Genomic DNA, 22,221 nt, shown 5'->3' with positions numbered 1-22,221 from the left:
GTTACTCCCTCCCTTTGCGATAGCCGTGTGTAAATGTCTCGTCATACAGTTTCGAGCGATACGACTCATCAAGTCGATCAGAAAGCGCCCAGCCTGCTAAAATAAGGGCATGTTTCCGGATGCCGTGGCGCTGCATATCTTCATGGAGCGCGCCAACGGTAGAACGAACGACTTTTTCATCCGGCCATGTCGCTTTATACACAACGACAACAGGCGTATGCTCACTCCATCCTGCTTCAAGAAATGCAGCTGTCACTTTTTTCGTTAACGTCGCACTTAAAAAAAGAGCGATTGTACAATGATGTTGCGCCAACGAAGCGAGCTGTTCTTTTTCAGGAACTGGGGTTCTTCCTTCTGCTCGCGTTAAAATGACCGTTTGCGTTAAATTCGGTACGGTCAATTCTACTTGTGCCGCAGCGGCGGCAGCAAATACAGAACTAACCCCCGGCACGATGTCAACGTCAATTCCTTCCTTCTTCAAAAGTACGATTTGTTCCATCGTCGCCCCATAAATGGATGGATCACCAGTGTGAAGACGAACGACGATATGTCCCTTTTTCACTTCCTCGCACATCATGGCAACCATTTGCTTTAAATGCATGCCCGATGTACAAAAAATGCGAGCGCCTTCTTTTGCATATGTAAGCAGCTCATCGTTGACAAGCGAATCGGTGTAAAAGATGGCGTCCGCTTGCTGCAACAATTTCATTCCTTTCACGGTGATGAGTTCCGGCGAACCAGGTCCAGCTCCGACGATGTATATTTTCACTTTCTCACCACCATTAACGTCAAATATGGCAACGACACGTTTTCCAATCGCTCAATGTCCCATATCACTTCTTCATGGGATGTGACTTTTGTTACAACCGCCGCTTCATTGATTAAATTCATCTCTTTTAAAAGCGAGAGAAGGAGCGGCATCACTTTCGCCACCTTCAAAAACACGACGCAATCGTGATTTTGCAACGCTTTTTTCATCGCGTCGTAATCATCTCGAGCTGGAACGATGGCGATTGTCTCATCGCCATCAGCTAGCGGCAACTGCAAGCGAGCCGCTGCCCCATTCATTGATGAAATGCCTGGGATGATTTCGATCGGCACGTTTGGATGATATGTTCGCATCGTGCGCATAAAATGAATACATGTGCTATATAAGAGCGGGTCGCCTTCCGTTACAAATGCGACATGTTTTCCTTCACGTAAGTAAGCCCACACCGTTTCCACTGTTTCACTCCACTTTTCTCGCAACACACGTTCATCTTTCGTCATCGGAAACACGAGACCAATCATCTGTTTTTCTTTTTTGGAAAAATACGCTTCAACAATGTGTTGGGCGTAACTTTTACTCCCGTTCGCTTTTTTTGGATAGGCGATGACATGCGCTTCTTTTAGACGGCGAAAAGCTTTCACTGTCAGCAGTTCCGGGTCTCCCGGACCGACGCCAATGCCATATAACGTACCGATCATTCGCTTTCATCCTTTCGTGCTGAAATAATGTATATCGGATTTAATGAATCAAAACGTGTCAATTGTAAAATAGGTTTGCTTCGTGAAAATTGAGCAAGCAAAATATCGACAGCGTAATTATGCGTTCGCAATGCCTCTGTCGCTTCATATAACGTTTCGATTGTGACGGCATTGATAACGATGCGCCCACCTTTTTTTAATCGCGTACAACATACGTCGATAATGTCGCGTAAACTTCCTGACGTTCCCCCGATGAAAATCGCATCTGGGTCAGGAAATTGCGCTAATCCTTCAGGCGCCCGCCCGTGCACAAGTGTAAAGTCTGCGCGGAACTTTTTCATATTTTTCTGACATATTTCTATATCTGAAGCATTTTTTTCAATCGCAAAAACCGCCCCTTCTCGAGCCATTTTTGCCGCTTCAATCGCTACCGACCCCGTGCACGTCCCAATGTCCCATACAACGCTTCTTTCATGAAGACGGAGAGCTTGTATACTTAGTACGCGCACTTCTTTTTTCGTAATTAGCCCTTTTTCTGGCTTGCGCTGAAAAAACTCAGCATCGTCGATCCCAAACATCCACTTCGTCCCATCTGTTTTTCTGCGCAAAACGACAATATTTAATGGAGCAAACGAAGCCTCCTTCATCTCTTCCAACGTAAAAAAGCGACAGCGCTCGTTTTCGCCCCCAAGATGTTCCCCGACAAACGCTTCATATTCAGTCATCCCGTAAGCCAGCAAATACGAGGCAATGGTAGGCGGATCGTTCGTTTCATCTGTTAAAATGGCTACCTTTTCTTTTCCATCGATCCGCTGTGCTAGCCCTTTCATCGTGCGCCCGTGTAAACTAACGACGTACGCATCGTGCCAACTTTCCCCCATTTTTGCGAACGCCCATTGCAACGAGCTAACGGATGGATACACAGCAATCGGCATTTTTTTCGCTAAATAGCTGCCGATGCCATAAAACAACGGATCTCCTGAAGCTAAAATAACTGTTTTTTTCGGCTCGTTCATTAACGTGGAAACGAGCGATGATAAGTTGTTGCGAATGACAATTGTCTCTCCACGATAATCAGGAAAAAAAGATAGTTGCCGTTCCCCACCAACGAGCCGTTCGCTTTCGTCAATCCATTGTCTATATAATGATGGAAGCGACGCTTTTCCATCAGCACCAATTCCGATTAATTTCATCTGTTCCATCGCTTCGTACCGCCTTTCCTAGCAACTGTCCTTTCAACGTATACATTGTCGTTTCAACCGTCATTCCTCCACCTACTTCGCGTAACGCATGTTGGCAACAATAGTCACATAACAAATCGAAAAACGACATATATCCTGCTTCGTACATCATATCGCCGACTTGTGACGCTGTATTCGCCTGTTTAACAGCTTCAATGATATGCGTTGGAGCACCGCATTGTTCAGCAATACGAGCTAAAAAATGAAAATCGACAGGGGCACTTTTCGAATGTACCATCATGACCCCTTGCGCCACTTTTGAAAATTTGCCCATCATGCCAACGAGCGATACTTTTTTTATGCCAAGCCGCTTGCATTGCTTCAACGTAAAACCGACAAAATCGCCCATCTCAATAAACGCCTCTTGTGGTAAGTAGCTATATTGTTTCATCGCGTAATGCTCACTTCGCCCCCCTGTCGTCACGACAACGTGGTCACAGCCGCAAGCGACAGCGACTTCAAGCGCACGTACAATACTTGCTCGATAAGCGGACGTAGAAAACGGGACGACGATGCCACGCGTTCCTAAAATAGAAATTCCACCTATAATTCCGAGCCGTCCGTTTAACGTTTTTTTCGCCATTTCTTCTCCGTTCGGAACGGAAATGACGATGCTCACGCCGCGTGTCACACCGTATTTTGTAAGCAATTGCCGAGCAACGTCCGTCATCATTTGACGAGGAACAGGATTGATCGCTGCCTCCCCAATCGGAACAGGAAGGCCGGGCTTTGTTACCCTTCCGACCCCTTCTCCTCCGTCAATATGGATGCCCTCTTCTGTCCAGCTGACTGTTGCAACGATCGAAGCACCGTGCGTGACGTCAGGATCGTCCCCACCATCTTTTATGACTGTGGCGCTTGCTGCATGTGGATGTACTTCACAAGCAGTGACTGGAAACGTGACCTCGCGACCGATCGGGAGCATGATCGTTGCTTCCGTTTGCTTCATGCCTGTAATGAGCGCAAGCAACGCCGCTTTGGTGGCAGCCGTTGCACACGCTCCAGTCGTATACCCTTCACGCAAATTTTCCTTCTTCATACTGATTTTCGCTCCGCCAAAATAGACAAGGCGTTCAATGCGGCGACAGTAACTGTGCTCCCTCCTTTTCTTCCAACGTTCGTAATAAAGGGCACGTCAAGTTTCGCTAATTCCTCTTTCGATTCCGCCGCCGAAACAAAGCCGACTGGTAAGCCGACAATTAAAGCGGGGCGCGCTTCTCCTTCTTTTACTAACCGAATTAACTCAAGCAACGCCGTTGGAGCGTTTCCAATCGCAAAAATGCCTCCGTCTGCCTCCTTTACTGCTTTCCGCATCGCTACAATTGCACGCGTTGTATGTAACCGTTTTGCTTCTTTCATCACATCTTCATCAGAAATATACACGTGGATACTTCCACCGTATTTTTCAATACGCCCTTTATTGATCCCTACTTGTACCATCTGGACGTCAGCCACGATCTTTTTCCCCGCACGAATGGCAGCAACTCCCGCTTCAATTGCTCTCGGGTGAAATAAAAGACTTTTCCCTAATTCAAAATCGGCACTCGCATGAATGACGCGTTGAACAACGGCATACTGCTCAGCAGTGAATGTATGCTCCCCTATTTCTTCATCAATGATTTGAAAGCTTTTTTGCTCAATTTGTTCCGGTTGCACAGTCATTGGACGAAACATTTACTTTCCTCCTTTTTTTATCTTTTATCTCGCGCTCAAGTGCGCGAATGATGTCGGAAAACTCATTGTACACATTTGGATAAGCAAGTTTTGGGCGACGAATAACAACCGTTTCGATACCAAGCTCTTGCGCCGCAGCAATTTTTTCGTCGACGAAACCAACCCGTCCGCTTTCTTTCGTCACAAGAAGCGTCACTCCGAAGTGTTTCATCAGTGCAACATCTAACTGTTTCGTAAACGGACCTTGCATCGCAATAATATTTTCTTGTGGAAAGCCTAATTGTTCGCACTTTTCCATGTTGTCTTTCCGCGGTAACATGCGAGCAATGAGACGAACATCGGGAAGCGAAAGCAACTTCTCTGCAAAAATGTGTAACGTTTTACTACCAGTCGTCAGCATCACAACGCCTTTTTTATTTGCTGCGTACTCCGCTGCTGCTTCATAGCTATCAACAAATGTGACGCGCTCGTACGTAATGACGCTTTCTTTTCGTTCGTAACGAAGGTACGGGACATTTGCTTCTTCTGCTGCTTTCATCGCTTGACGCGACGCTTCTTCTGCAAACGGATGGCTCGCATCCACGATTGCCTGAACTTTATGTTCGTTCATGAGCGCAATCATTTCCGATGCTGTTAATCGTCCGACGTGTGCATAAATTCCAACATGAGCCATTTGCTCCGCCGCATGTTCGGTAACGACGGTCGCAAATATGTCATATCCCGCATCGCGAATAGCTAGCGCTAACTGTCTCGCATCACTTGTGCCTGATAACATCATAATCATGTGCTTCACCTCAATGATCGTGATGGTGATGATGGTGATGATGCTCAGCGACATGAAGCCGATATTGACACGTATCACAATTCATATAAACCGAATCGTTAAGCGCCTCTTGCAACCGATCAAGTACGATCGTTTGTAGTGCCGGGTGAAACCCAAAATAGTTTGCAAGAATAAATGAAAGATGCGGATATGTTATTTGAAACTCGGAAACTCGCTTTTCTAACCGTTTGATTAATACGCCCGTAAATAAAAAGTACGGCAAAATCACAATCTTTTTCGCACCGAGTTTGATACATCGGTCGACGGCCTCATCTAATGACGGATTCGTCACCCCCATAAACGCTGGTTCAACAATGACCTGTTTGTTTCGCTCCCAAAACAAACGGGCAATTTTATATAAATCACTATTGGCGTCTGGATCACTTCCTCCGCGCCCAAGCAAAATGACCGCTGTATGCTCATCTAAAACAATCTCTGCCTCTTTCAAACGATCTTGTAAAATCGTAAACGTTGCATCGTGGATGCCAAGCGGCCGTCCGTACGTAAATGAGACGTACGGATAACGTTCTTTTGCCTCATCAATCGCTGCTGGAATATGCAACTTCGAATGTCCAGCGGGAAGTAAAATAATAGGTATAACAGTTACTTCCGTTGCTCCTCGTTCGACACAATGGACGATACCATCTGTTACAGACGGAATACCAAATTCTAAAAAACATGTATGCACATAAAACGTCGCGTCAATGTGCGGACGAATCGTTTCGACAAACTGCCGTACTTGCTCGTTCCCTTCTTCATCACGGCTCCCATGTCCAACGAACAAAATCGCTTTCACATGTATCACTCCCCACATGCCGCTGGCTCAACGTTCTTCGTCTGTCCATAAACAAAGCCACCGACTTCTTTTTTTCGTTCAAAAAACTTATGAAATCGTTCGTTTGCATAACCTTCTTCTTTGTATTGCGCAATGATCCGAGCAATCGTTTCAACAAGGTCATCGGGATGAATGCCCTCCGCAACAAGCTGTCCAGGATGAGCGTTTCTTCCTACCGTTTTTCCACCTAAAAATAAGTCAAACGCCCCTTTGCGATAAACAATTCCAATATCTTCATGAACGGCTCCATAACATGCCATGCCGCACCCGTTAAATCCTACACGCAATTCCTTTGGCAACTCCATGCCTCCAAACTGCTTATATAGTTGCTCTGCATAAGGAATCGCATCTTTTTTCTCCCCATCACAAAAGTCACAAGCTTTCATAACAAACACATCTCCAACAGGCGCGACAGTCAATCCAACTTGTACGAGCGCGCGCACAACTTCATCTGCCCGATTCGTTTCCATCGTCACTTTAAAATAATGATCAGGTGTATACGTGATCGTTCCTTGCTCGCCAACGATGCGGGCAAGTTGCACCATTTGCTCAGGCTCCCACGTTTTCTTTGCAATTCCCGGACTGACTGCTACTTCCAATTGTTCTACATTTACTTTTGCATACGCCTCTTCCGCTAGTGAGCGCACATGCGTCAAAGCCCACGGCTCTGCTTCTGGACGTAGTCGCTCGTGCGGTTTTAACGGCTGGACGGCACTAGATAAGTTATATTTCCGTTCATAGCCACGCGGTGTAATCATAAGACCGTCATGAACGAACGTAGAGGAGTTTCCAATAATGACTGTTGTTAACATGCCGATGTCGTGCTCTAACATGTCGCCTATATTCGTTAACACGACATGTTGCCGCTCACGATACGCGCTTTTTACAAGCCCAACTGGTGTATGTGGCGAACGATACGTCAATAAAATGCGCTGCGCTTCGACAATTTGTTGTGTGCGGCGGCCGCTTTTTGGATTGTATAGCGCAATGACAAAATCTGCTGCTGCTGCCGCTTCAATTCTTTTTGCGATCACATGCCACGGTGTTAAATGGTCGCTTAAACTAATCGTACATGCGTCATGCATAATCGGCGCTCCTAACAAAGCGGCACAAGAATGAATGGCTGAAATGCCCGGAATGACTTCCACTTCAACTCCTACTCCCTTATGCCACCCTTTTTCAATTAACACCTCGTAAACAAGCCCAGCCATCCCGTACAGTCCGGCATCTCCGCTCGAGATGACAGCGACGTTTTTTCCGCGTTCTGCCTGCTTTACAGCTTCTTGTGCTCGACTCACTTCTTCCGTCATCCCTGTGCTAATCACTTCTTTTCCACGAATGACGTCTTGAATTAAATCGACATACGTTTTATAACCAACGATAACATCGCTTTCTTCAATCGCTTCACGCGCCCGTTTCGTCATATGGTCAACACTTCCTGGACCAAAACCAACGACAAACAATTTTCCCACCATGTTTTCACCCCTTTTTCCATCGTTCGATCCATTCAAACAGTTGTTGTTCTGTACAAGTCCGGTTTTCCTTCATCCATATGCGTAAAAGAAGAGGAAGCGGTAAACGAAGCTGGTGAAAAATATCCGCTTGTGAAAATATAAACGCAGGTGTGCCATGCAAAACGATGCGCCCATCATGCATGACAAACACTTCGTCTGCCCATTGCCATACGAAATCAAAATCATGAGTAATGACAACGAGCGTCGTACCTGCTTCGTGCCACTCATTTAGTTTCATGATGAGGCGCTCGCTCTGTGCAGCATCTAAATAAGCAGCTGGCTCATCGACAATAAGCAACTCCGGTTGAGGGGCCATCGCAACAGCGAGCGACAACCACTTTTTTTGTCCGAGACTGAGATGGTGAATGGGTACGTCTCGCCATTCAGCAAGCGAAAATGTTTTTATCGCTCGTTCGATCCGTTCGCTATCCCCTTGCAAACTAAGCGCAAGCTCTTCCTCAATCGTTGGTGCTAAAAATTGATGTTCTGGATTTTGAAAAACGACGCCGACATGTTGGTGCAAACGTTCCTTTACACGTTTTCCTTCCCAATACACCTCCCCTTTTGTTGGGCGATAAATGCCGTTTGTATGAAGCAACCATGTTGTTTTTCCACAACCGTTTTTTCCGATCAATGCATATTTTTTTCCACGTTCGATCGTAAGCGATACTCCTTTTAAGACGTGCGCACCGTTTCGGTACGTATAGTGAACATCATGAAACTGCAGCATATAATCCCTCCACGATAAACAAAACAACGATGCCAAGCGATGCTTCAATAACATACCTTTTTGGCAATTGCTCGTCCGTGCACCGCGGAACTGTAAAAGAGACGTGGCGCGCTCGTTGCGCAATGACCATCGCCTCATATTGATGCAATGTGTGGCGTAACAATTGTGCAATAGCAAGTGAAGCGATCCGCCAATTTCGTTCCCCTTGTCTCACGCGCACCGTCACAAACAGCTCCCTTGCTGCCTTTTCCAACATGAAAATGAAACGATACGTTAACAATAGAAGCTCTATTAGTACACGCGGGATGCGCAATGTTTGTAGTGCGCATGCCAAGCGAAAAAATGGCGTTGTTGCGGCAAGAAAAAAGAGAACGAGCGAGCATGTAAACGCTCGTAACCAAATCGTACCTACATATGAAACGTCCACAACATCACCATCAAGTGAAAAAAGGAGCGGTGCGCTACTCCAAAGAATAACGAGCGCCATAAGCAAACAAACACGCAAACAAACATGCCATGGTAAGCGTGCATAAACAATAAGCCAAGTAAGCATCCATCCAACAATGAAAAAACGACCAGCATTCGTTCCAATCATCGCCCATATAAGCAAAATAAATGAAAATGTCAGTTTAAATGTCGCACAAAGTTTCGCAAGCTGATTGCGATACGCCCATTCGTCAAGCCAGCTAACCATTTCGTTTTCGCCCTCTATACAAGCCGATAATGTAGCCAATCACTCCCGCTCCAATTGCCGCCTGCAATGAAAATAGCAACGTTTCTACTTCCCCGCCGGGCGGTTCAAAAAACACATCGAACCACGGTTCATAATTGGGCGCAAGTTGTTGAATCATCTCCTCCGCAAGCGCATCCGCCCCAGCAAACTCCGTATGTTTTACAACGACGAGCGGCAAAACGATCAAAAGTGCGGCAAGGAAAAGCAATAGTCGATTGTTCATTCAACAGACGCCCCTTTCTGCTGTAATATATTTAATTCTTGTTTCATGTACGTATGTAAAAAATTCCATACTACAACAGTAAGAAGCCCTTCGGTGATCGCAAGAGGGACTTGTGTTACAGCAAAAATGGAAGCAAACTTTAAAAACGCACCCCACACCCCGCTTATTGCGTCTGGAAATGCAAGCGCAAGTTGTATCGATGTCATTACATACGTAGCTAAATTAGCAAACATCGCCGCCACAAAAACAGAAAGGCGCACCGAAACGCGGAGCTTTTGGCATGCAATAAACAACACGTACGCTACAAACGGACCGATAACCGCCATCGAAAACGCATTTGCACCGAGCGTTGTCAATCCACCATGCGCAAGCAATAATGCTTGAAACATTAACACAGCCGTACCGATGACCGTCATGACGAACGGCCCAAATAACAGCGCACCGAGGCCTGTCCCTGTCGGATGCGAGCTGCTTCCTGTGACAGATGGAATTTTTAAAGCGGAAAGAACGAATGTAAATGCGGTCGCTAGCGCAAGCAACATTTTCATTTCCGGCTGTTGTTTTACGATGCGCGTCATCGTCCGTAAACCGACGAAGAAAAATGGCAAAAATAACAACCACCAAACGAGCGCCCAATGCCAAGGTAAAAATCCTTCCATAATGTGCATCGCATATACTGAAGGCGAAAGCGTAAATAAAATGTAGATAGTCAAGCATGTACAAACGATCCACCATACGTTTCGCTTCATTTTTCTTTCCCCCTTGTCGCAACGCTATGTTCAGGCATAACAAATCCTGTATGTTCATACGTATACGTGACGTAATCGCGCAATATGTTCCCGTCACGTACATGATTTCGTACAATGTCCCTTCCTATTTGTTCATCAATCGTACGATACCAAACACCTTCTGGATAAACGATGACGACACATGCATCTTCGCAGCGACCGTTGCATCGTGTACGCGTCGTATGAACGCGCCCATTCAGCTGCAACCGATCAATTTCATCGCGAATCGCTTGCGTCACCTCTTCCCCTCCTTTTCTCATGCAGCTTCCTCCGTTGCAAATAAGTACGTGATGTGTCGTTCCTTGTAAATTCCATGTTGCCATATATGTCGCCCCTTTTTTTCAAAATAAAAAAGCACCTCTAGGTAGAGGTGCAGAAAAAACGAAAGATTCAAAAAATAAGGCATACGCTATCCAAGCATACATCATCACTATAACGTCCATCGTCCCCGCACGTCTACCTATATTCCCGTAGGCAGCCGACGTATCGCAAGCAGGCAGGTCTCCTGGCTTAGGTTCATCATTTCGTTGCGCCTTCCCAAAAATCAGTGGCATATTGCAACGAAACTCCCCATCACAGTGGCGGGTACCGCGACGGCTTTGCACCGTTCTTCCCTTTTAAGCATACGGACGTATGCACCGTACTTGCTCATCGTATATATTTTTTCAAAGAGCGTGAATGTTAAGAATATGATACACCATTTTTTCCTTTTCGCCTAGCCCGTTTATAAAAAAAGAGCACCTTCCTATTCGGAAGGCGCTTTGTAATAATCGCATGAAAATCGTTTGACGAGCGTATGCGGAATAATGATTCGCTTAATGGGCTCGTTCGGGTTTTCGATTTGTTGTATTAAATTTCTTGCCGCTTCAAAGCCGAGTTGGAAAATGTTAATGTCTACCGACGTTAACGGCGGCCGGGAAATCTCGGATAAAAGCACGTTGTTAAAGCTTACGATCGACAAGTCGGCTGGCACGCTTAAACCCATTTCCGCAAGCGTATTTAACACGCCAAGCGCCATTAAATCGTCGGCGACAACGAGCGCAGTTGGCGGCTCAGCAAGCGAAAGCAGCTCTTTCATCGCCTCTTGCCCGCCTTCTTTTAAAAATTCTTCATGCACGATGTAATCTTTTCGATACGAAAGACTAGCCGATTTTAACGCTTTTTCATATCCGCGCAAACGATCCATCGTCACGATGAGATTGACGTTTCCGCCGACAAAAGCGATGCGTTCATGGCCGAGCTCGATTAAATATTCTGTCGCCTCGCGTGCCGCACGCACGTTATCATTATCGACGTGCGTAATTTCCTCCGCTTTTTTATGCGGTTTACCGATGACGACAAACGGCACGTCTTCTTTTTGTAAATACGCCATAATTTTATCGTTCGCGCGCGAATACAGCAAAATGACCCCATCGACGCGCTTTCCTTGCACCATATGCACGACACCTTCATAAATTTCCGCTTCCGTCTCCCCTGTCGACAACTGCAACGCATATTGCCGATCATGCACCGCTTTGCTAATGCCGCGAATGACTTCTGGGAAAAACGGGTTTTGAAACGCTTTATCGGCTGAGCTTGGCATAATTAAGCCAATCACTTGCGTTGACTTGTTCGCTAAGCTACGTGCGATAAAATTCGGATGATAGCCAAGCTCTTTCATCGCTTCGCGCACTTTTTTCTTCGTTTTCTCGCTAATGCGCGGACTGTCAGCGATGACGCGGGAAACGGTCGATGGTGCCACGTTCGCTCGTTTCGCTACATCTTTAATCGTTACTGTCATAAAAATCCCCCATCTCTTACAAAACAAACGTGTTTGTCGCTTCATCGACAAATCTTTCTTCACCGTTGACCATCACTATTGACGGCACATGTCCAACAAACGCGACACGCATACGCCATGACGGTTTATACGTCCCTTCCGCTTCGACGTGAAAATGAACTGTATCGTGTGAAAATACCGCACGAATGTGCATATTCACGTACTCTCCTTTTTCGTATGCAAACGTTGTGCCGTCATCATCGTATAACGTATATGATGATGTTCCTTCCTCCATCGCATACACATACAACGTCAACTGTTCGTCCGCAACGGACGTCGATTGTTTCACTTCGGCGTGGGCAATCATCGCCCCTTCTTTTACATATATCGGCAACCGATCCAGCGGCGCTTCGACAATATATCGTCTGCCGCCTTCAAATTTTTCTTTCGTCCAATAATCGATCCAACGCCCCTCTGGAAAATAGACGAGGCGATGAAACGTGTGCGGACGCATGACCGGCGCGATCATTACTTCATTGCCGACCATAAATTGATCTGATATGTTCCACGTCTCAGCATCGTCCGGATATTCTAACATGAGCGGGCGCATCATCGGCACACCTGTTTGATATGCTTCAAAACATAACGTGTACAAATGTGGAAGCCACTCGTAGCGCAACTCAATATATCGCTTCACTATCTGTTCATATGTTTCACCGAACGCCCACGGTTCTTGACGGGCGAAACCAATCGCACAATGATTGCGGAAATATGGGGAAAAAGCGCCGACTTGCGTCCAACGAACAAGCAATTCCCCATGAGCATCGTGAGCGAAGCCGCCCACATCCGCTCCACAAAATGCAACAGCAGATAATCCTAAATTTAAACACATCGGCAACGATAGTTCAAGATGTTCCCAAAAGCTACGGTTATCTCCTGTCCACACAGCAGCATACCGGTGAATGCCTGAAAAACCGGCGCGCGTTAACACAAATGGACGCTTCCCTTTCAGTTGCTTTTTCAATCCGTTGTACGTCGCTTCCGTCATCATCATTCCGTATATGTTATGCACTTGACGATGCGTTTTCCATCCATCATGAACGACTTGATCGTCCATCGTTTTCGTTTCGTTAAACACAGACGGCTCATTCATATCGTTCCAAATGCCTTCAATGCCGATGCTCGTGTAAAACGTATGTTGTTCTCCCCACCATTTGCGCACTTTTTTCTTCAAAAAATCAGGAAACACGCTCGTCCCTGGCCAAACGTCTCCTTTAAACAACGTTCCGTCTGCATATTTACAAAAATAATCTTTTTGCACGCCATCGCGATACGTATCGTACTCTGCATCGACTTTCACGCCCGGATCAACGATTGGAACGATACGAACCCCTTGTTCGTTCGCGTATTGAACGAGCGATTTCGGATGTGGAAACCGATTTTGATCGAACGTAAATACACGATATTCGTCCATATAATGAATATCTAAATATATCGCATCAAGCGGAATACGTTTCGTGCGAAATGTATGAATTAATTCGCGCACTTCTTGTTCCGTTTCATAACTATAACGCGACTGATGATACCCAAGCGCCCACTTTGGTGGCAGCGGCATGCGGCCAACGAGATGCGTATATTGCGTCAACACATCTTTTGGATGCGGTCCAGCAAACACGTAATAGTCAAGCGCACCGCCTTCTGACGTGAACGTATAAAACGATTCATGCCGCAAGTCAAACGTCGTTTCATACGTATGATCGAAAAAGACGCCGTGTGCATGTCCGTTTTTTAACACCATCATATACGGATGCGACTGATATAGCGGATCTGTTTCTAAATTGTGCGGAGCATACACATCTGTATTCCACATTTTCCATACCGCTCCGCGTTTATTTAACACCCCTGTCTTTTCACCTAAGCCGTACACGACATCGGTCGGAGCGAGGGCGTGCGCACAGCGTATGCGTCCTTTCGCTTGAAAACGAACCGGCTCAACATCGCGTACAAGCACCGTCCCTTCTCGATCATAAACCGTTATACGAAACGGGCGTCGTTCGATCACGACCGTCAACGCATTCGTCTTCAGCTCCCAACCATTTTCCACTTCCTGCACATGCGTCGTCACTTTCTCTGGCGCTGCCACGACCGCTGGACTAACGGAAGCGTACTTTTGAGCAAACGGATCGATCGTGATTCGAACGATATCGTCGCGATAAAAATAAATTTTACCCGATGCCCCCTCGCACGTAAATGAAACGATTTGCTTTTTTTCTTCAATTTTTTGCACATCGCCAACCGATTGCCACACATCTGTTTCATTCGTCCCATTTGTCGGCCGAATCGCAAAGCTCGTATCCTCTAGCATACATGCCGCCCCCTATCGTTATGATCGCTTCCGTTTTCGCGCTAAATATAAAAACAGTCCAAACGAAGCATACACCGCCACAAGCGCCGCAATAAACGGAATGTTTAATCCTGTTTTTGGCGCCAACACGTAAATTTCCGCTGTTTCGCGATCTAAAATGATATCATACTTGCCATCTTTGCTGCGGACTAAATCGCCAGCAAGCAAGCCGCGCAATTCTTTTCCTTGTTCTAGCTCATCGTCGAGCGTCACTTTTTGCGTTTTTGATGTATTGTTAATCGCAATTACCGTCGTTTCCCTTTCATACGTCCGTTTAAACACAGCCATGCCGCCTTGTTCATACAACAGTTCAAAATCACCGCGGCGAAGCGACGGCAATTTTTCACGCAATTCACCGAGCTTTGTCACATAGTCAATTAACTCTTTATCCGTGCGGAAATTCATTAAACGTCGATTATCCGGATCTTCTCCACCATCAAGCGCGATTTCCGTTCCGTAATACATAATCGGAATGCCCGGGGCGCTAAACAAATACGTTAAGCCAAGCTTTAAGCGCGTCACCGGATTGATGCGATTTTGTAACGCTAAGCGAGTAAAGCGAACGGTATCATGATTATCTAAAAACGTTCCGAGCAAATACGGATCGTCATAAAACGCCACGTTGCGCTTCCAAACGTTATACAGCGGTTCGAGCGATTGATCGACGTTTGAAAAAATGGTTGATGCTTCTTTATAAAATGGAAAATCAATTAACGCATCGATGCCAAGCTTCCCATATTGCGCTACGTAACGCGGATCATCGTGCCATACTTCGCCAAGCAAAAAAAAGTTTTCCTTCACTGACTTCACTTCTTTTGCAAACTCTTCCCAAAACCATTTCGGCACATGTTTAACCGTATCTAAACGATATCCATCAATGTCCGTTTCTTGAATCCACCATTTCGCGACATCGAATAAATACGCTTTCACTTCCGGATTTTCTTGTGCTAAATCTGGAAGACCAAACAGCCATCCGTTTTCAACTTCCTGTTGATCTGCCCAGTTAAAAATGTCTTTTTTCTCATGAAACCAATCTTTTTTTGCACGATCGTTCAGCCACGGGTGGTTGTAGCCTGTATGATTAACAACAAAATCTAAAATGACTTTCATATCGCGTTTGTGCGCTTCTTTTACAAGCCGCTTTAAATCATCTAGCGTCCCAAAATGTTCTTCCACTTTGTAAAAATCTTCAATCCAATAGCCGTGGTAGCCGCCTTTTTCGTTTGCAAAAATGGGGGTAAGCCAAATAGCTGTAAAGCCCATATCCTTTATGTAATCGAGCTTGTCAATAACCCCTTGCAAGTCGCCACCGTGATACGCTTTCGGGTCGTGCACATCGACGTCGTAGTCATTTTTCGGATTCCCATTGTTAAAGCGGTCAACCATAATAAAATAAATACGTTCATCTTGCCATGTGCGCTCTGTTTTTGCGCTTGCTGGCAAAGCAAAGGAAAACAATAATATGATAGCTAAACACACACGCCATACGTTTTTCATTCCGTTCCACTCCTATTCATTCCAAAGCTTCTTATGTTAATATATCTCGAAATAGTAAGAAAGGAAAGAACCTAAACGATTCTTTCCTTCCGTTTCTCATCCTTTTGTTCCACCTGCCGTTAAGCCAGAAACGAAATACTTTTGGAATGAAAGGAAGAGAATAGCGATCGGCACGGCAATTAATACAGAACCTGCTGCAAACGTTGTAAATTCGCTACCGAACTGCTTTGCAACTAAATCGTACAATCCGACCGCAAGCGTATACTTTTCTTTGCTGCGAAGCAACACGCTCGCTAAAATGAAATCGCCAAACGGTGCGATAAACGTAAAGAGCGCCACGACCGCAATAATTGGTTTCGCAAGCGGTAAAACGATTTGGAAGAAAATGCGCAAATGCCCTGCTCCATCAATTTTCGCCGATTCATCAAGCTCTTTCGGAATCGTATCTAAATATCCTTTCATCAGCCACGTATTCATCGGAATGGCACCGCCGACGTACACGAGAATTAACCCTAAATGCGTATCAACTAACCCTGTTAAAAGCGCTAAAATGAAAATCGCAATGAGCGCCGCAAAGTTTGGAATCATTTGCAAAATTAAAAACGTCATCAACCCGTTTTGGCGTCCAATAAAGCGGTAACGGGAAAACGAATACGCCGTTAAGCTAACTAAAATAACGGAAAAAATCATCGTCAATGTCGCAATTTTTAACGAGTTCCAATACCAAATGAGATAATCGCTTTGCGACGTATCAAACAGCTTTTTGTAATGGGCAAGCGTTGCGTTATCTGGAATCATTTTCGAGCCTGATAAACTTTGCCCAGGGTTAAATGACGAGCCGACGACCCAAAGAAGCGGATAGACGATAATCATCGTCATCACCAAAATGACTGCATACGACAACGTAAGCCGAATGAGTTTTTGTCTTTTCATATCCATCTTACATCATATCCTCTTCTTTAAATGATTTTGTTCTTCTAAATTGCCATAGCGCGACTGATACGACAACGAGAGAAAGAAGTAACGTAATGGCAGCTGCTTTCGAGTATTGGGCAGATGTCATTGTTAAACGATAAATCCACGAAATTAAAATGTCAGTCGCTCCCGCATTTTGCCCCGACACCGCAGGACCGCCGCCGTTAAATAAGTAAATGATGTTAAAGTTATTGAAGTTAAACGTATATTGTGTAATTAAAATTGGTGCTGTTGCGTATAGCACAAGTGGCAACGTAATTTTCGTAAACTTTTGCCAGCTTGAAGCTCCATCTACTGTCGCCGCCTCATACAATTCGTTCGGAATCGCTTGCAATACCCCTGTCGTCATCGCAAAAACGAATGGGAAGCCGAGCCACGTTTGAATGAGAATGAGCGCGACTTTCGTCCAAAACGGATCGGTCATCCACTCGATCGGTCCGATGCCTAACGATGCTAAAATCGTTTTATTAATCACACCAAACGACTCGTTAAACATGCCTGAAAAGACGAGAATCGTCACGAACGCAGGAACCGCCCAAGGTAAAATGAAAATCGTCCGAATGATCGCTTTTCCTTTTAAATCTTTTTGATTGACAATAATCGCTAAGAAAATACCGAGCGCAATTTGTAACGTCGTAGCCCCGAACGTCCAAACGATCGTCCACGCGAGAACGTTAATAAACGTTTTTCTCCAAAGATCGAGCTTGACTAAATCAATAAAGTTTTGGAATCCGACCCAGTCAACGAGTTTGGCTGGTGGAGAATGATATAAGTCATAGTTCGTAAACGCCAATAAGACGACGAAAATAATCGGGAAAATAACGACGAACACGAGCAAAATAAAACCTGGCGAAATCATTAAATATGGAAAGCCGTTGTCAACGAGCGCGCGATATTGCTCGCGCAACGAGCTAATTTTCAACCCTAAATCACGCTTTTGCCCATTTTTATAAGCATCGCGCAAGTTAAACGCATAAAAACCGAGCCCGAAAACGGAAATAATAACGGCTAAAATTCCTTCAACAAGCAAGAAAATGGAATGGTCACGTCCGACGACTTCACCGAGCGTAAAGATGCCCCACCATCCCATATTTAATAAATCCTTAAAAACGATCAAAAACGAAGCAGCTAAAATGAAAAACGAAATACCTTTCACGTATTGACGATTATATAGTTGTCCAAATCCCGGAATAAGCGATAAACCGAGGGCAATTTTCCGATGATTTGATTGGTACATTGGTGTTTCCATTGATTTTGTCTCCTTTCTAAAACGATGGCGAGGAGCGCACTTGAATGTGAATAAGTAAACAAACAATAGAAAGTTGAAGCAGTACCTCTACAAGAGAGGTACCGCTCACTTCTTACTTGCTTGGATGGTTTGTTTCAATGTTCGTCTTAATTGTTTTTACAGCTTCATCAAGCGCTTGTTTCGGTTCAGCTTTTTGGTTTGCTACAAGTTGAAGCGCCGTCGCCATTGGACCCCATACTTCTGCCATTTCTGGAATGTTTGGCATCGGAATCGCATATTGAGATTGGATCGCAACGGCTTTTGCTCCTTCATCTTCTGCGATTAACGGATCGTTAATGAGCGACTTCACTGGTGGGATTTCACGCGTTAACTCAAAACGTTTTTTCGCATTTTCCTCGTTTGTAATAAACTCAATGAGTTTTGTTGCCCATTCAGGATGTTTCGAGAACGCTGATACGTGCCATCCTTTTACACCCATAAATGTTTTTACAGGCTCGCCATTTGGCAATTTCGGCATCGGCGCTACACCGATATCGATGCCTGCATCACGCATACCTTGGAACGCCCACGGACCGTTCATGACAGACGCTGCTTTTCCTTCGTTAAATAAACCGTCCATCGCTGAACCACCGTTTTCACCGATAATACCTTTCGGGAACAATTCTTTATACCATTGTTGAATGTATTCTGTCCCTTTTACTGCCCCTTCATTATTTAAGCCAATGTCATTGCGATCTAACGCACCATTGTTGTTTTTAAATACGTAACCGCCCATACCCGCGATAACGCCATGTGCGAAATAGAAGTTATCCCAAAGCGCTAAGAAACCATACTGATCGCCTTTTGTAAACTCTTTTGAGAACTGATACAATTCGTCCATCGTTTCAGGGGCTTTGTCCATTAATTTTTTGTTATAAATGAATACAGGAGTTTCTACTGCTTTTGGAAGTCCGTATAACTTTCCATCATACATTTGCGCCGCAATTGAAGATTCTGTAAACGTATCTAATACAGATTGATCGACGTTAATTTCGCGAATTAACCCTTCCGTCACAAGCTGACCGATTTGATCATGTGGAACAGTAATGACGTCAGGACCTGTGCCTGCTGGACCGTCTAAACGAAGTTGGTCGCGTTGTTTTGTCGCCATTTCAACTTCTTTGTACTCCACTTTGATGCCATACTTTTCTTCGAACGCTTTAATCGCTGGCTCTAACGCCACGCCACGCTTCACGTCTTCCCAAACGACAAGCTTTTCTGGTTTTGGCGGCATGCCATCTTCCGTTACTTCTGTTTTCCCTTCATTTTCGTTTTCTTTTGGTTTTGCCTCATCTTGTGGACCACAACCTGCCATCACACCTGCAAGCAACGCAAGCGATGAAAAAATGGATACCGTTTTTTTCATTTCGACCCCTCCTGTGTTTTAAGCAATACGTACAAACGCTTTCATTTTTTGCGAAAACGATTGCACAACCTTTATCTTCATTATACAATCATTTTTCGTTTTGACAACTATTTTTTTCATCTTTTTTTGAATGAATGTTGACTTTTTACTGTCTTTCATTTTACGCTTGACATAAGTATTGTATGCGCTTCCTTAAACGATCGCATCAAGAGCACCTGAATATGTGATAAAAAGCGCAATCGATTGCGCGTGAAATAGAGAGGAGAGAGTGAAACATGTTGAAAGAAGCGATTTACCATCGTCCAAAAGATGCGTTTGCTTATGCATACGATGAACGAACGCTACATATTCGTTTGCGGACAAAAAAAGATGATGTCGATGCCGTCTTTCTTCTTTTCGGCGACCCGTACATATGGGAAAATGGCGAGTGGCAATTTGACAAACAACCGATGCAAAAAAGCGGTTGTGACGCGCTATTTGATTATTGGTTTATCGCCGTGCAACCACCGTATCGCCGCTTGCGCTACGGATTTGAATTGCACGATGAAGAAAACGTGCTCGTATATACGGAAAAAGGCTTTTATGATAAAGCTCCAACTGACGATACAGCATACTATTTTTGTTTTCCATTTTTAAACCGCATCGACGTTTTTGACGCACCTAGCTGGGTGAAGGATACAGTATGGTATCAAATTTTCCCTGAACGGTTCGCCAACGGCAATCCAAAATTAAATCCACCAAACACGCTCCCTTGGGGAAGCGTTGAACCAACGACTACAAGCTTTTTTGGCGGCGATTTTGAAGGCATCATCGACCATTTAGATTATCTCGTTGAACTTGGGATTAACGGCATTTATTTTACGCCGATTTTTCAAGCGCCGTCGAATCATAAATACGATACGATCGACTATTTCGAAATCGATCCGCAATTTGGCGATAAACAAACGTTTAAACGGCTCGTCGAAGAGTGCCATAAAAAAGGTATTCGCGTCATGCTTGATGCGGTATTTAACCATAGCGGGTACTATTTCGCTCCGTTTCAAGACGTATTAAAAAACGGCAAAAAGTCACGATATAAAGATTGGTTTCATATTCGTGAGTTTCCGCTGCAAACAGAACCGATCCCAAACTACGATACGTTTGCGTTCGTGCCAGAAATGCCGAAATTAAATACAGAAAACCGAGAAGTGAAACAATATTTACTGGATGTTGCAACATATTGGATTCGCGAATTTGACATTGACGGATGGCGGTTAGATGTGGCGAATGAAGTCGATCATCAATTTTGGCGCGAGTTTCGCCAAGCGGTGAAAGCGATCAAACCGGACGTGTACATTCTCGGTGAAATTTGGCACGATGCGATGCCGTGGCTACGTGGAGACCAATTTGATGCCGTCATGAACTATCCGTTTACAAACGGAGCGCTCAATTATTTTGCGAAAGGGAACGTGCGCGCTAGCGAATTTGCGAACACGATCATTCACGTATGGCATAACTATCCGCAAAACGTCAACGAAGTCGCCTTTAATTTGCTCGGCAGCCACGACACGCCGCGCATTCTCACGCAATGCAACGAACAAAAAGAAAAAGTGAAACTGATGTTTACGTTCCAACTTTCTTTCAGCGGGTCACCATGCATATATTACGGAGACGAAATCGGTCTAACTGGCGGGCAAGATCCGCTTTGCCGGAAATGTATGGTATGGGAAAAAGAAAAGCAAGACCGCGATTTATTTGCCCACGTGCAAACGCTCATTTCATTGCGCAAACAATATCGTGCCTTGCGCTTCGGCGAGTTTCATGTGTTAGAAACAAACGATGAAACGAATCATATCGCTTACGTGAAAACATATGACGACGAGACAATTGTTTGCGTATTAAACAATAGGGAAACAGCGCTGGAATGGACCGTTCCGTTTTCACTTGCTGACAAAACGCTCACAAACCTTTGGACAAACGAGCAAATGACTGAGCAAACGATGACAATCGAGCCGTATGGCTTTCGAATGCTGCTCGTACAAGCTACGTCCGCTGAATAAAGCGACGATATTCGCTTGGTGTCATCCCTTCCATTTTTTTAAATACGCGCGAAAAATACGCGCCATCTTCAAATCCGACTTGTTTTGCGATCGCCGCGACCGTCTCATTCGTCGCGGCTAATTTTTTCTTCGCGATGTTGATCCGATAATCGTTTACATATTGCAACGCACTCATGCCGATCGTTTTTTGCATGCAGCGGGAAATGTAGTCCGGATGAAGGCGAAGCGCATGTGCGAGATGCTCCATGTCAAATGGCTCTCCATAATGACGATGAATATACTCCATCGCCGCGGCACATACATGCTCGGCAGCTGACGGAATATGAAGCATTTGTTTTTGCAGCTGAACGAGCCATTGAGCAAATAACAACTGTTGCGTTAACGAATGATCCGGCGTTTGTTGCTCGCTGACAATGTGTTGAAGCATCGCCTCCATCCCCGCTTGTTTCAACTTTCCATATTGTGGAATAAACAAGCGATATTGTGCATAATCGACATATGTCGCCTCTCTCTCAATAATATCGCCCCATCCATACGGCTGTTTTTCGACGCGATCGTATTGTGGCAACGAAAAATGAACCCAAATAAAATACGTATCTTCCTCGCACGGCTCATGCCCATAATGTTCAAAGCCTGGGCATAAAATGACGTATTCTCCTTCGCGAACAACGAACGTTTTGTCTTGCTCCGTCATATATAACGTCCCTTTTTGCACATACAAAAAATCGAATACAGAAAACGTACGGCGAAAATGTTTCATTCCTTTTCGAAACATTGCCTCGCCGCCCTTAATAAAAATCGGAAACGGCGGAACGGAAAACGATATATACATAAGTCCCATCCTTTCAGTCGGAAATGTACAAAA

General features: G+C 45.0%; 21 protein-coding genes and 1 riboswitch. Of the genes, 1 reads left to right on the top strand and 20 read right to left on the bottom strand.

The features are described 5' to 3' along the window. Position 1 precedes the first annotated feature (1 nt). The 19 genes from cobM to ACPF7I_RS03060 all read right to left on the bottom strand — a co-directional run bounded on the left by cobM (position 2) and on the right by ACPF7I_RS03060 (position 19,317). Entirely contained in the window at positions 2–769 is a 768-nt protein-coding gene (gene cobM / locus ACPF7I_RS03150; RefSeq protein WP_430744874.1) for a precorrin-4 C(11)-methyltransferase, read from the bottom strand. After that, positions 766–1,467 (bottom strand): precorrin-2 C(20)-methyltransferase, encoded by a 702-nt coding sequence (gene cobI / locus ACPF7I_RS03145; protein ID WP_430744875.1) that lies wholly within the window; start codon positions 1,465–1,467, stop codon positions 766–768. Before cobI ends, cobM begins: the two co-directional genes overlap by 4 nt. Beyond that, complete coding sequence (gene cbiE, locus ACPF7I_RS03140) at positions 1,464–2,669, bottom strand: precorrin-6y C5,15-methyltransferase (decarboxylating) subunit CbiE (protein ID WP_430744876.1); 1,206 nt, start codon at positions 2,667–2,669, stop codon at positions 1,464–1,466. The genes cobI and cbiE overlap by 4 nt, the downstream gene beginning before the upstream one ends. Next, positions 2,635–3,747 carry a cobalt-precorrin-5B (C(1))-methyltransferase gene (locus ACPF7I_RS03135; protein WP_430744878.1) on the bottom strand — a complete coding sequence of 371 codons (1,113 nt, stop codon included), beginning with the start codon at positions 3,745–3,747 and terminating at the stop codon, positions 2,635–2,637. The genes cbiE and ACPF7I_RS03135 overlap by 35 nt, the downstream gene beginning before the upstream one ends. Continuing rightward, positions 3,744–4,382 carry a precorrin-8X methylmutase gene (locus ACPF7I_RS03130; RefSeq protein ID WP_430744879.1) on the bottom strand — a complete coding sequence of 213 codons (639 nt, stop codon included), beginning with the start codon at positions 4,380–4,382 and terminating at the stop codon, positions 3,744–3,746. The genes ACPF7I_RS03135 and ACPF7I_RS03130 overlap by 4 nt, the downstream gene beginning before the upstream one ends. Continuing rightward, the gene (gene cobK, locus ACPF7I_RS03125) at positions 4,345–5,166 is read right to left on the bottom strand and encodes a precorrin-6A reductase (protein WP_430744880.1); all 822 of its coding nucleotides are present in this window, start codon (positions 5,164–5,166) and stop codon (positions 4,345–4,347) included. The genes ACPF7I_RS03130 and cobK overlap by 38 nt, the downstream gene beginning before the upstream one ends. A gap of 10 nt (positions 5,167–5,176) precedes the next feature. After that, positions 5,177–6,001: a sirohydrochlorin chelatase gene (locus ACPF7I_RS03120; RefSeq protein ID WP_430744881.1), complete on the bottom strand. Its 825-nt coding sequence runs from the start codon at positions 5,999–6,001 to the stop codon at positions 5,177–5,179. 5 nt (positions 6,002–6,006) lie between these two features. Beyond that, on the bottom strand, positions 6,007–7,515 hold the full coding sequence (gene cobJ / locus ACPF7I_RS03115) for a precorrin-3B C(17)-methyltransferase (RefSeq protein ID WP_430744882.1): 1,509 nt from the start codon (positions 7,513–7,515) through the stop codon (positions 6,007–6,009). A 4-nt stretch (positions 7,516–7,519) separates the two neighbouring features. Further along, a complete protein-coding gene (locus ACPF7I_RS03110) occupies positions 7,520–8,284 on the bottom strand; it encodes an energy-coupling factor ABC transporter ATP-binding protein (protein WP_430744883.1) in 765 nt (254 codons plus the stop codon). After that, positions 8,268–8,978 carry a CbiQ family ECF transporter T component gene (locus ACPF7I_RS03105; RefSeq protein WP_430744885.1) on the bottom strand — a complete coding sequence of 237 codons (711 nt, stop codon included), beginning with the start codon at positions 8,976–8,978 and terminating at the stop codon, positions 8,268–8,270. The genes ACPF7I_RS03110 and ACPF7I_RS03105 overlap by 17 nt, the downstream gene beginning before the upstream one ends. Continuing rightward, positions 8,971–9,240: an energy-coupling factor ABC transporter substrate-binding protein gene (locus ACPF7I_RS03100; RefSeq protein ID WP_004891947.1), complete on the bottom strand. Its 270-nt coding sequence runs from the start codon at positions 9,238–9,240 to the stop codon at positions 8,971–8,973. The genes ACPF7I_RS03105 and ACPF7I_RS03100 overlap by 8 nt, the downstream gene beginning before the upstream one ends. After that, positions 9,237–9,989 carry an energy-coupling factor ABC transporter permease gene (locus tag ACPF7I_RS03095; RefSeq protein WP_430744887.1) on the bottom strand — a complete coding sequence of 251 codons (753 nt, stop codon included), beginning with the start codon at positions 9,987–9,989 and terminating at the stop codon, positions 9,237–9,239. The genes ACPF7I_RS03100 and ACPF7I_RS03095 overlap by 4 nt, the downstream gene beginning before the upstream one ends. Next, positions 9,986–10,351, bottom strand: a complete 366-nt coding sequence (locus ACPF7I_RS03090) for a (2Fe-2S) ferredoxin domain-containing protein (RefSeq protein WP_430744889.1) — start codon at positions 10,349–10,351, stop codon at positions 9,986–9,988. The genes ACPF7I_RS03095 and ACPF7I_RS03090 overlap by 4 nt, the downstream gene beginning before the upstream one ends. A gap of 155 nt (positions 10,352–10,506) precedes the next feature. Continuing rightward, positions 10,507–10,687: riboswitch (cobalamin riboswitch) on the bottom strand. 86 nt (positions 10,688–10,773) lie between these two features. Further along, positions 10,774–11,808 (bottom strand): LacI family DNA-binding transcriptional regulator, encoded by a 1,035-nt coding sequence (locus ACPF7I_RS03085; RefSeq protein WP_430744891.1) that lies wholly within the window; start codon positions 11,806–11,808, stop codon positions 10,774–10,776. Positions 11,809–11,824: 16 nt separating this feature from the next. Beyond that, entirely contained in the window at positions 11,825–14,152 is a 2,328-nt protein-coding gene (locus ACPF7I_RS03080; RefSeq protein ID WP_430744892.1) for a glycoside hydrolase family 31 protein, read from the bottom strand. Positions 14,153–14,170: 18 nt separating this feature from the next. Beyond that, entirely contained in the window at positions 14,171–15,688 is a 1,518-nt protein-coding gene (locus ACPF7I_RS03075; RefSeq protein ID WP_430744894.1) for an alpha-amylase family glycosyl hydrolase, read from the bottom strand. A gap of 96 nt (positions 15,689–15,784) precedes the next feature. Continuing rightward, the gene (locus tag ACPF7I_RS03070; RefSeq protein ID WP_430744896.1) at positions 15,785–16,627 is read right to left on the bottom strand and encodes a sugar ABC transporter permease; all 843 of its coding nucleotides are present in this window, start codon (positions 16,625–16,627) and stop codon (positions 15,785–15,787) included. Between the two features lies 1 nt (position 16,628). Then, positions 16,629–17,912, bottom strand: coding sequence for a carbohydrate ABC transporter permease (locus tag ACPF7I_RS03065; RefSeq protein WP_042534515.1), 1,284 nt, complete (start codon positions 17,910–17,912; stop codon positions 16,629–16,631). A gap of 112 nt (positions 17,913–18,024) precedes the next feature. Beyond that, on the bottom strand, positions 18,025–19,317 hold the full coding sequence (locus ACPF7I_RS03060; RefSeq protein ID WP_430744898.1) for an extracellular solute-binding protein: 1,293 nt from the start codon (positions 19,315–19,317) through the stop codon (positions 18,025–18,027). Between the two features lie 275 nt (positions 19,318–19,592). Here ACPF7I_RS03060 and ACPF7I_RS03055 point away from each other — a divergent pair, with 275 nt between their 5' ends. Then, entirely contained in the window at positions 19,593–21,356 is a 1,764-nt protein-coding gene (locus ACPF7I_RS03055; protein WP_430744900.1) for an alpha-glycosidase, read from the top strand. Here the strand turns inward: ACPF7I_RS03055 and ACPF7I_RS03050 are convergent. Further along, positions 21,340–22,188 carry a helix-turn-helix domain-containing protein gene (locus ACPF7I_RS03050; RefSeq protein WP_430744902.1) on the bottom strand — a complete coding sequence of 283 codons (849 nt, stop codon included), beginning with the start codon at positions 22,186–22,188 and terminating at the stop codon, positions 21,340–21,342. The two genes, ACPF7I_RS03055 and ACPF7I_RS03050, sit on opposite strands and share 17 nt — an antisense overlap. Between the last annotated feature and the right edge of the window lie 33 nt (positions 22,189–22,221).

Origin of the sequence: Anoxybacillus dikiliensis (genome assembly GCF_050613275.1) — a bacterium.
In the GTDB taxonomy this organism is placed as follows: domain Bacteria; phylum Bacillota; class Bacilli; order Bacillales; family Anoxybacillaceae; genus Anoxybacillus.
This window is presented reverse-complemented; position numbering and strand designations above follow the sequence as displayed.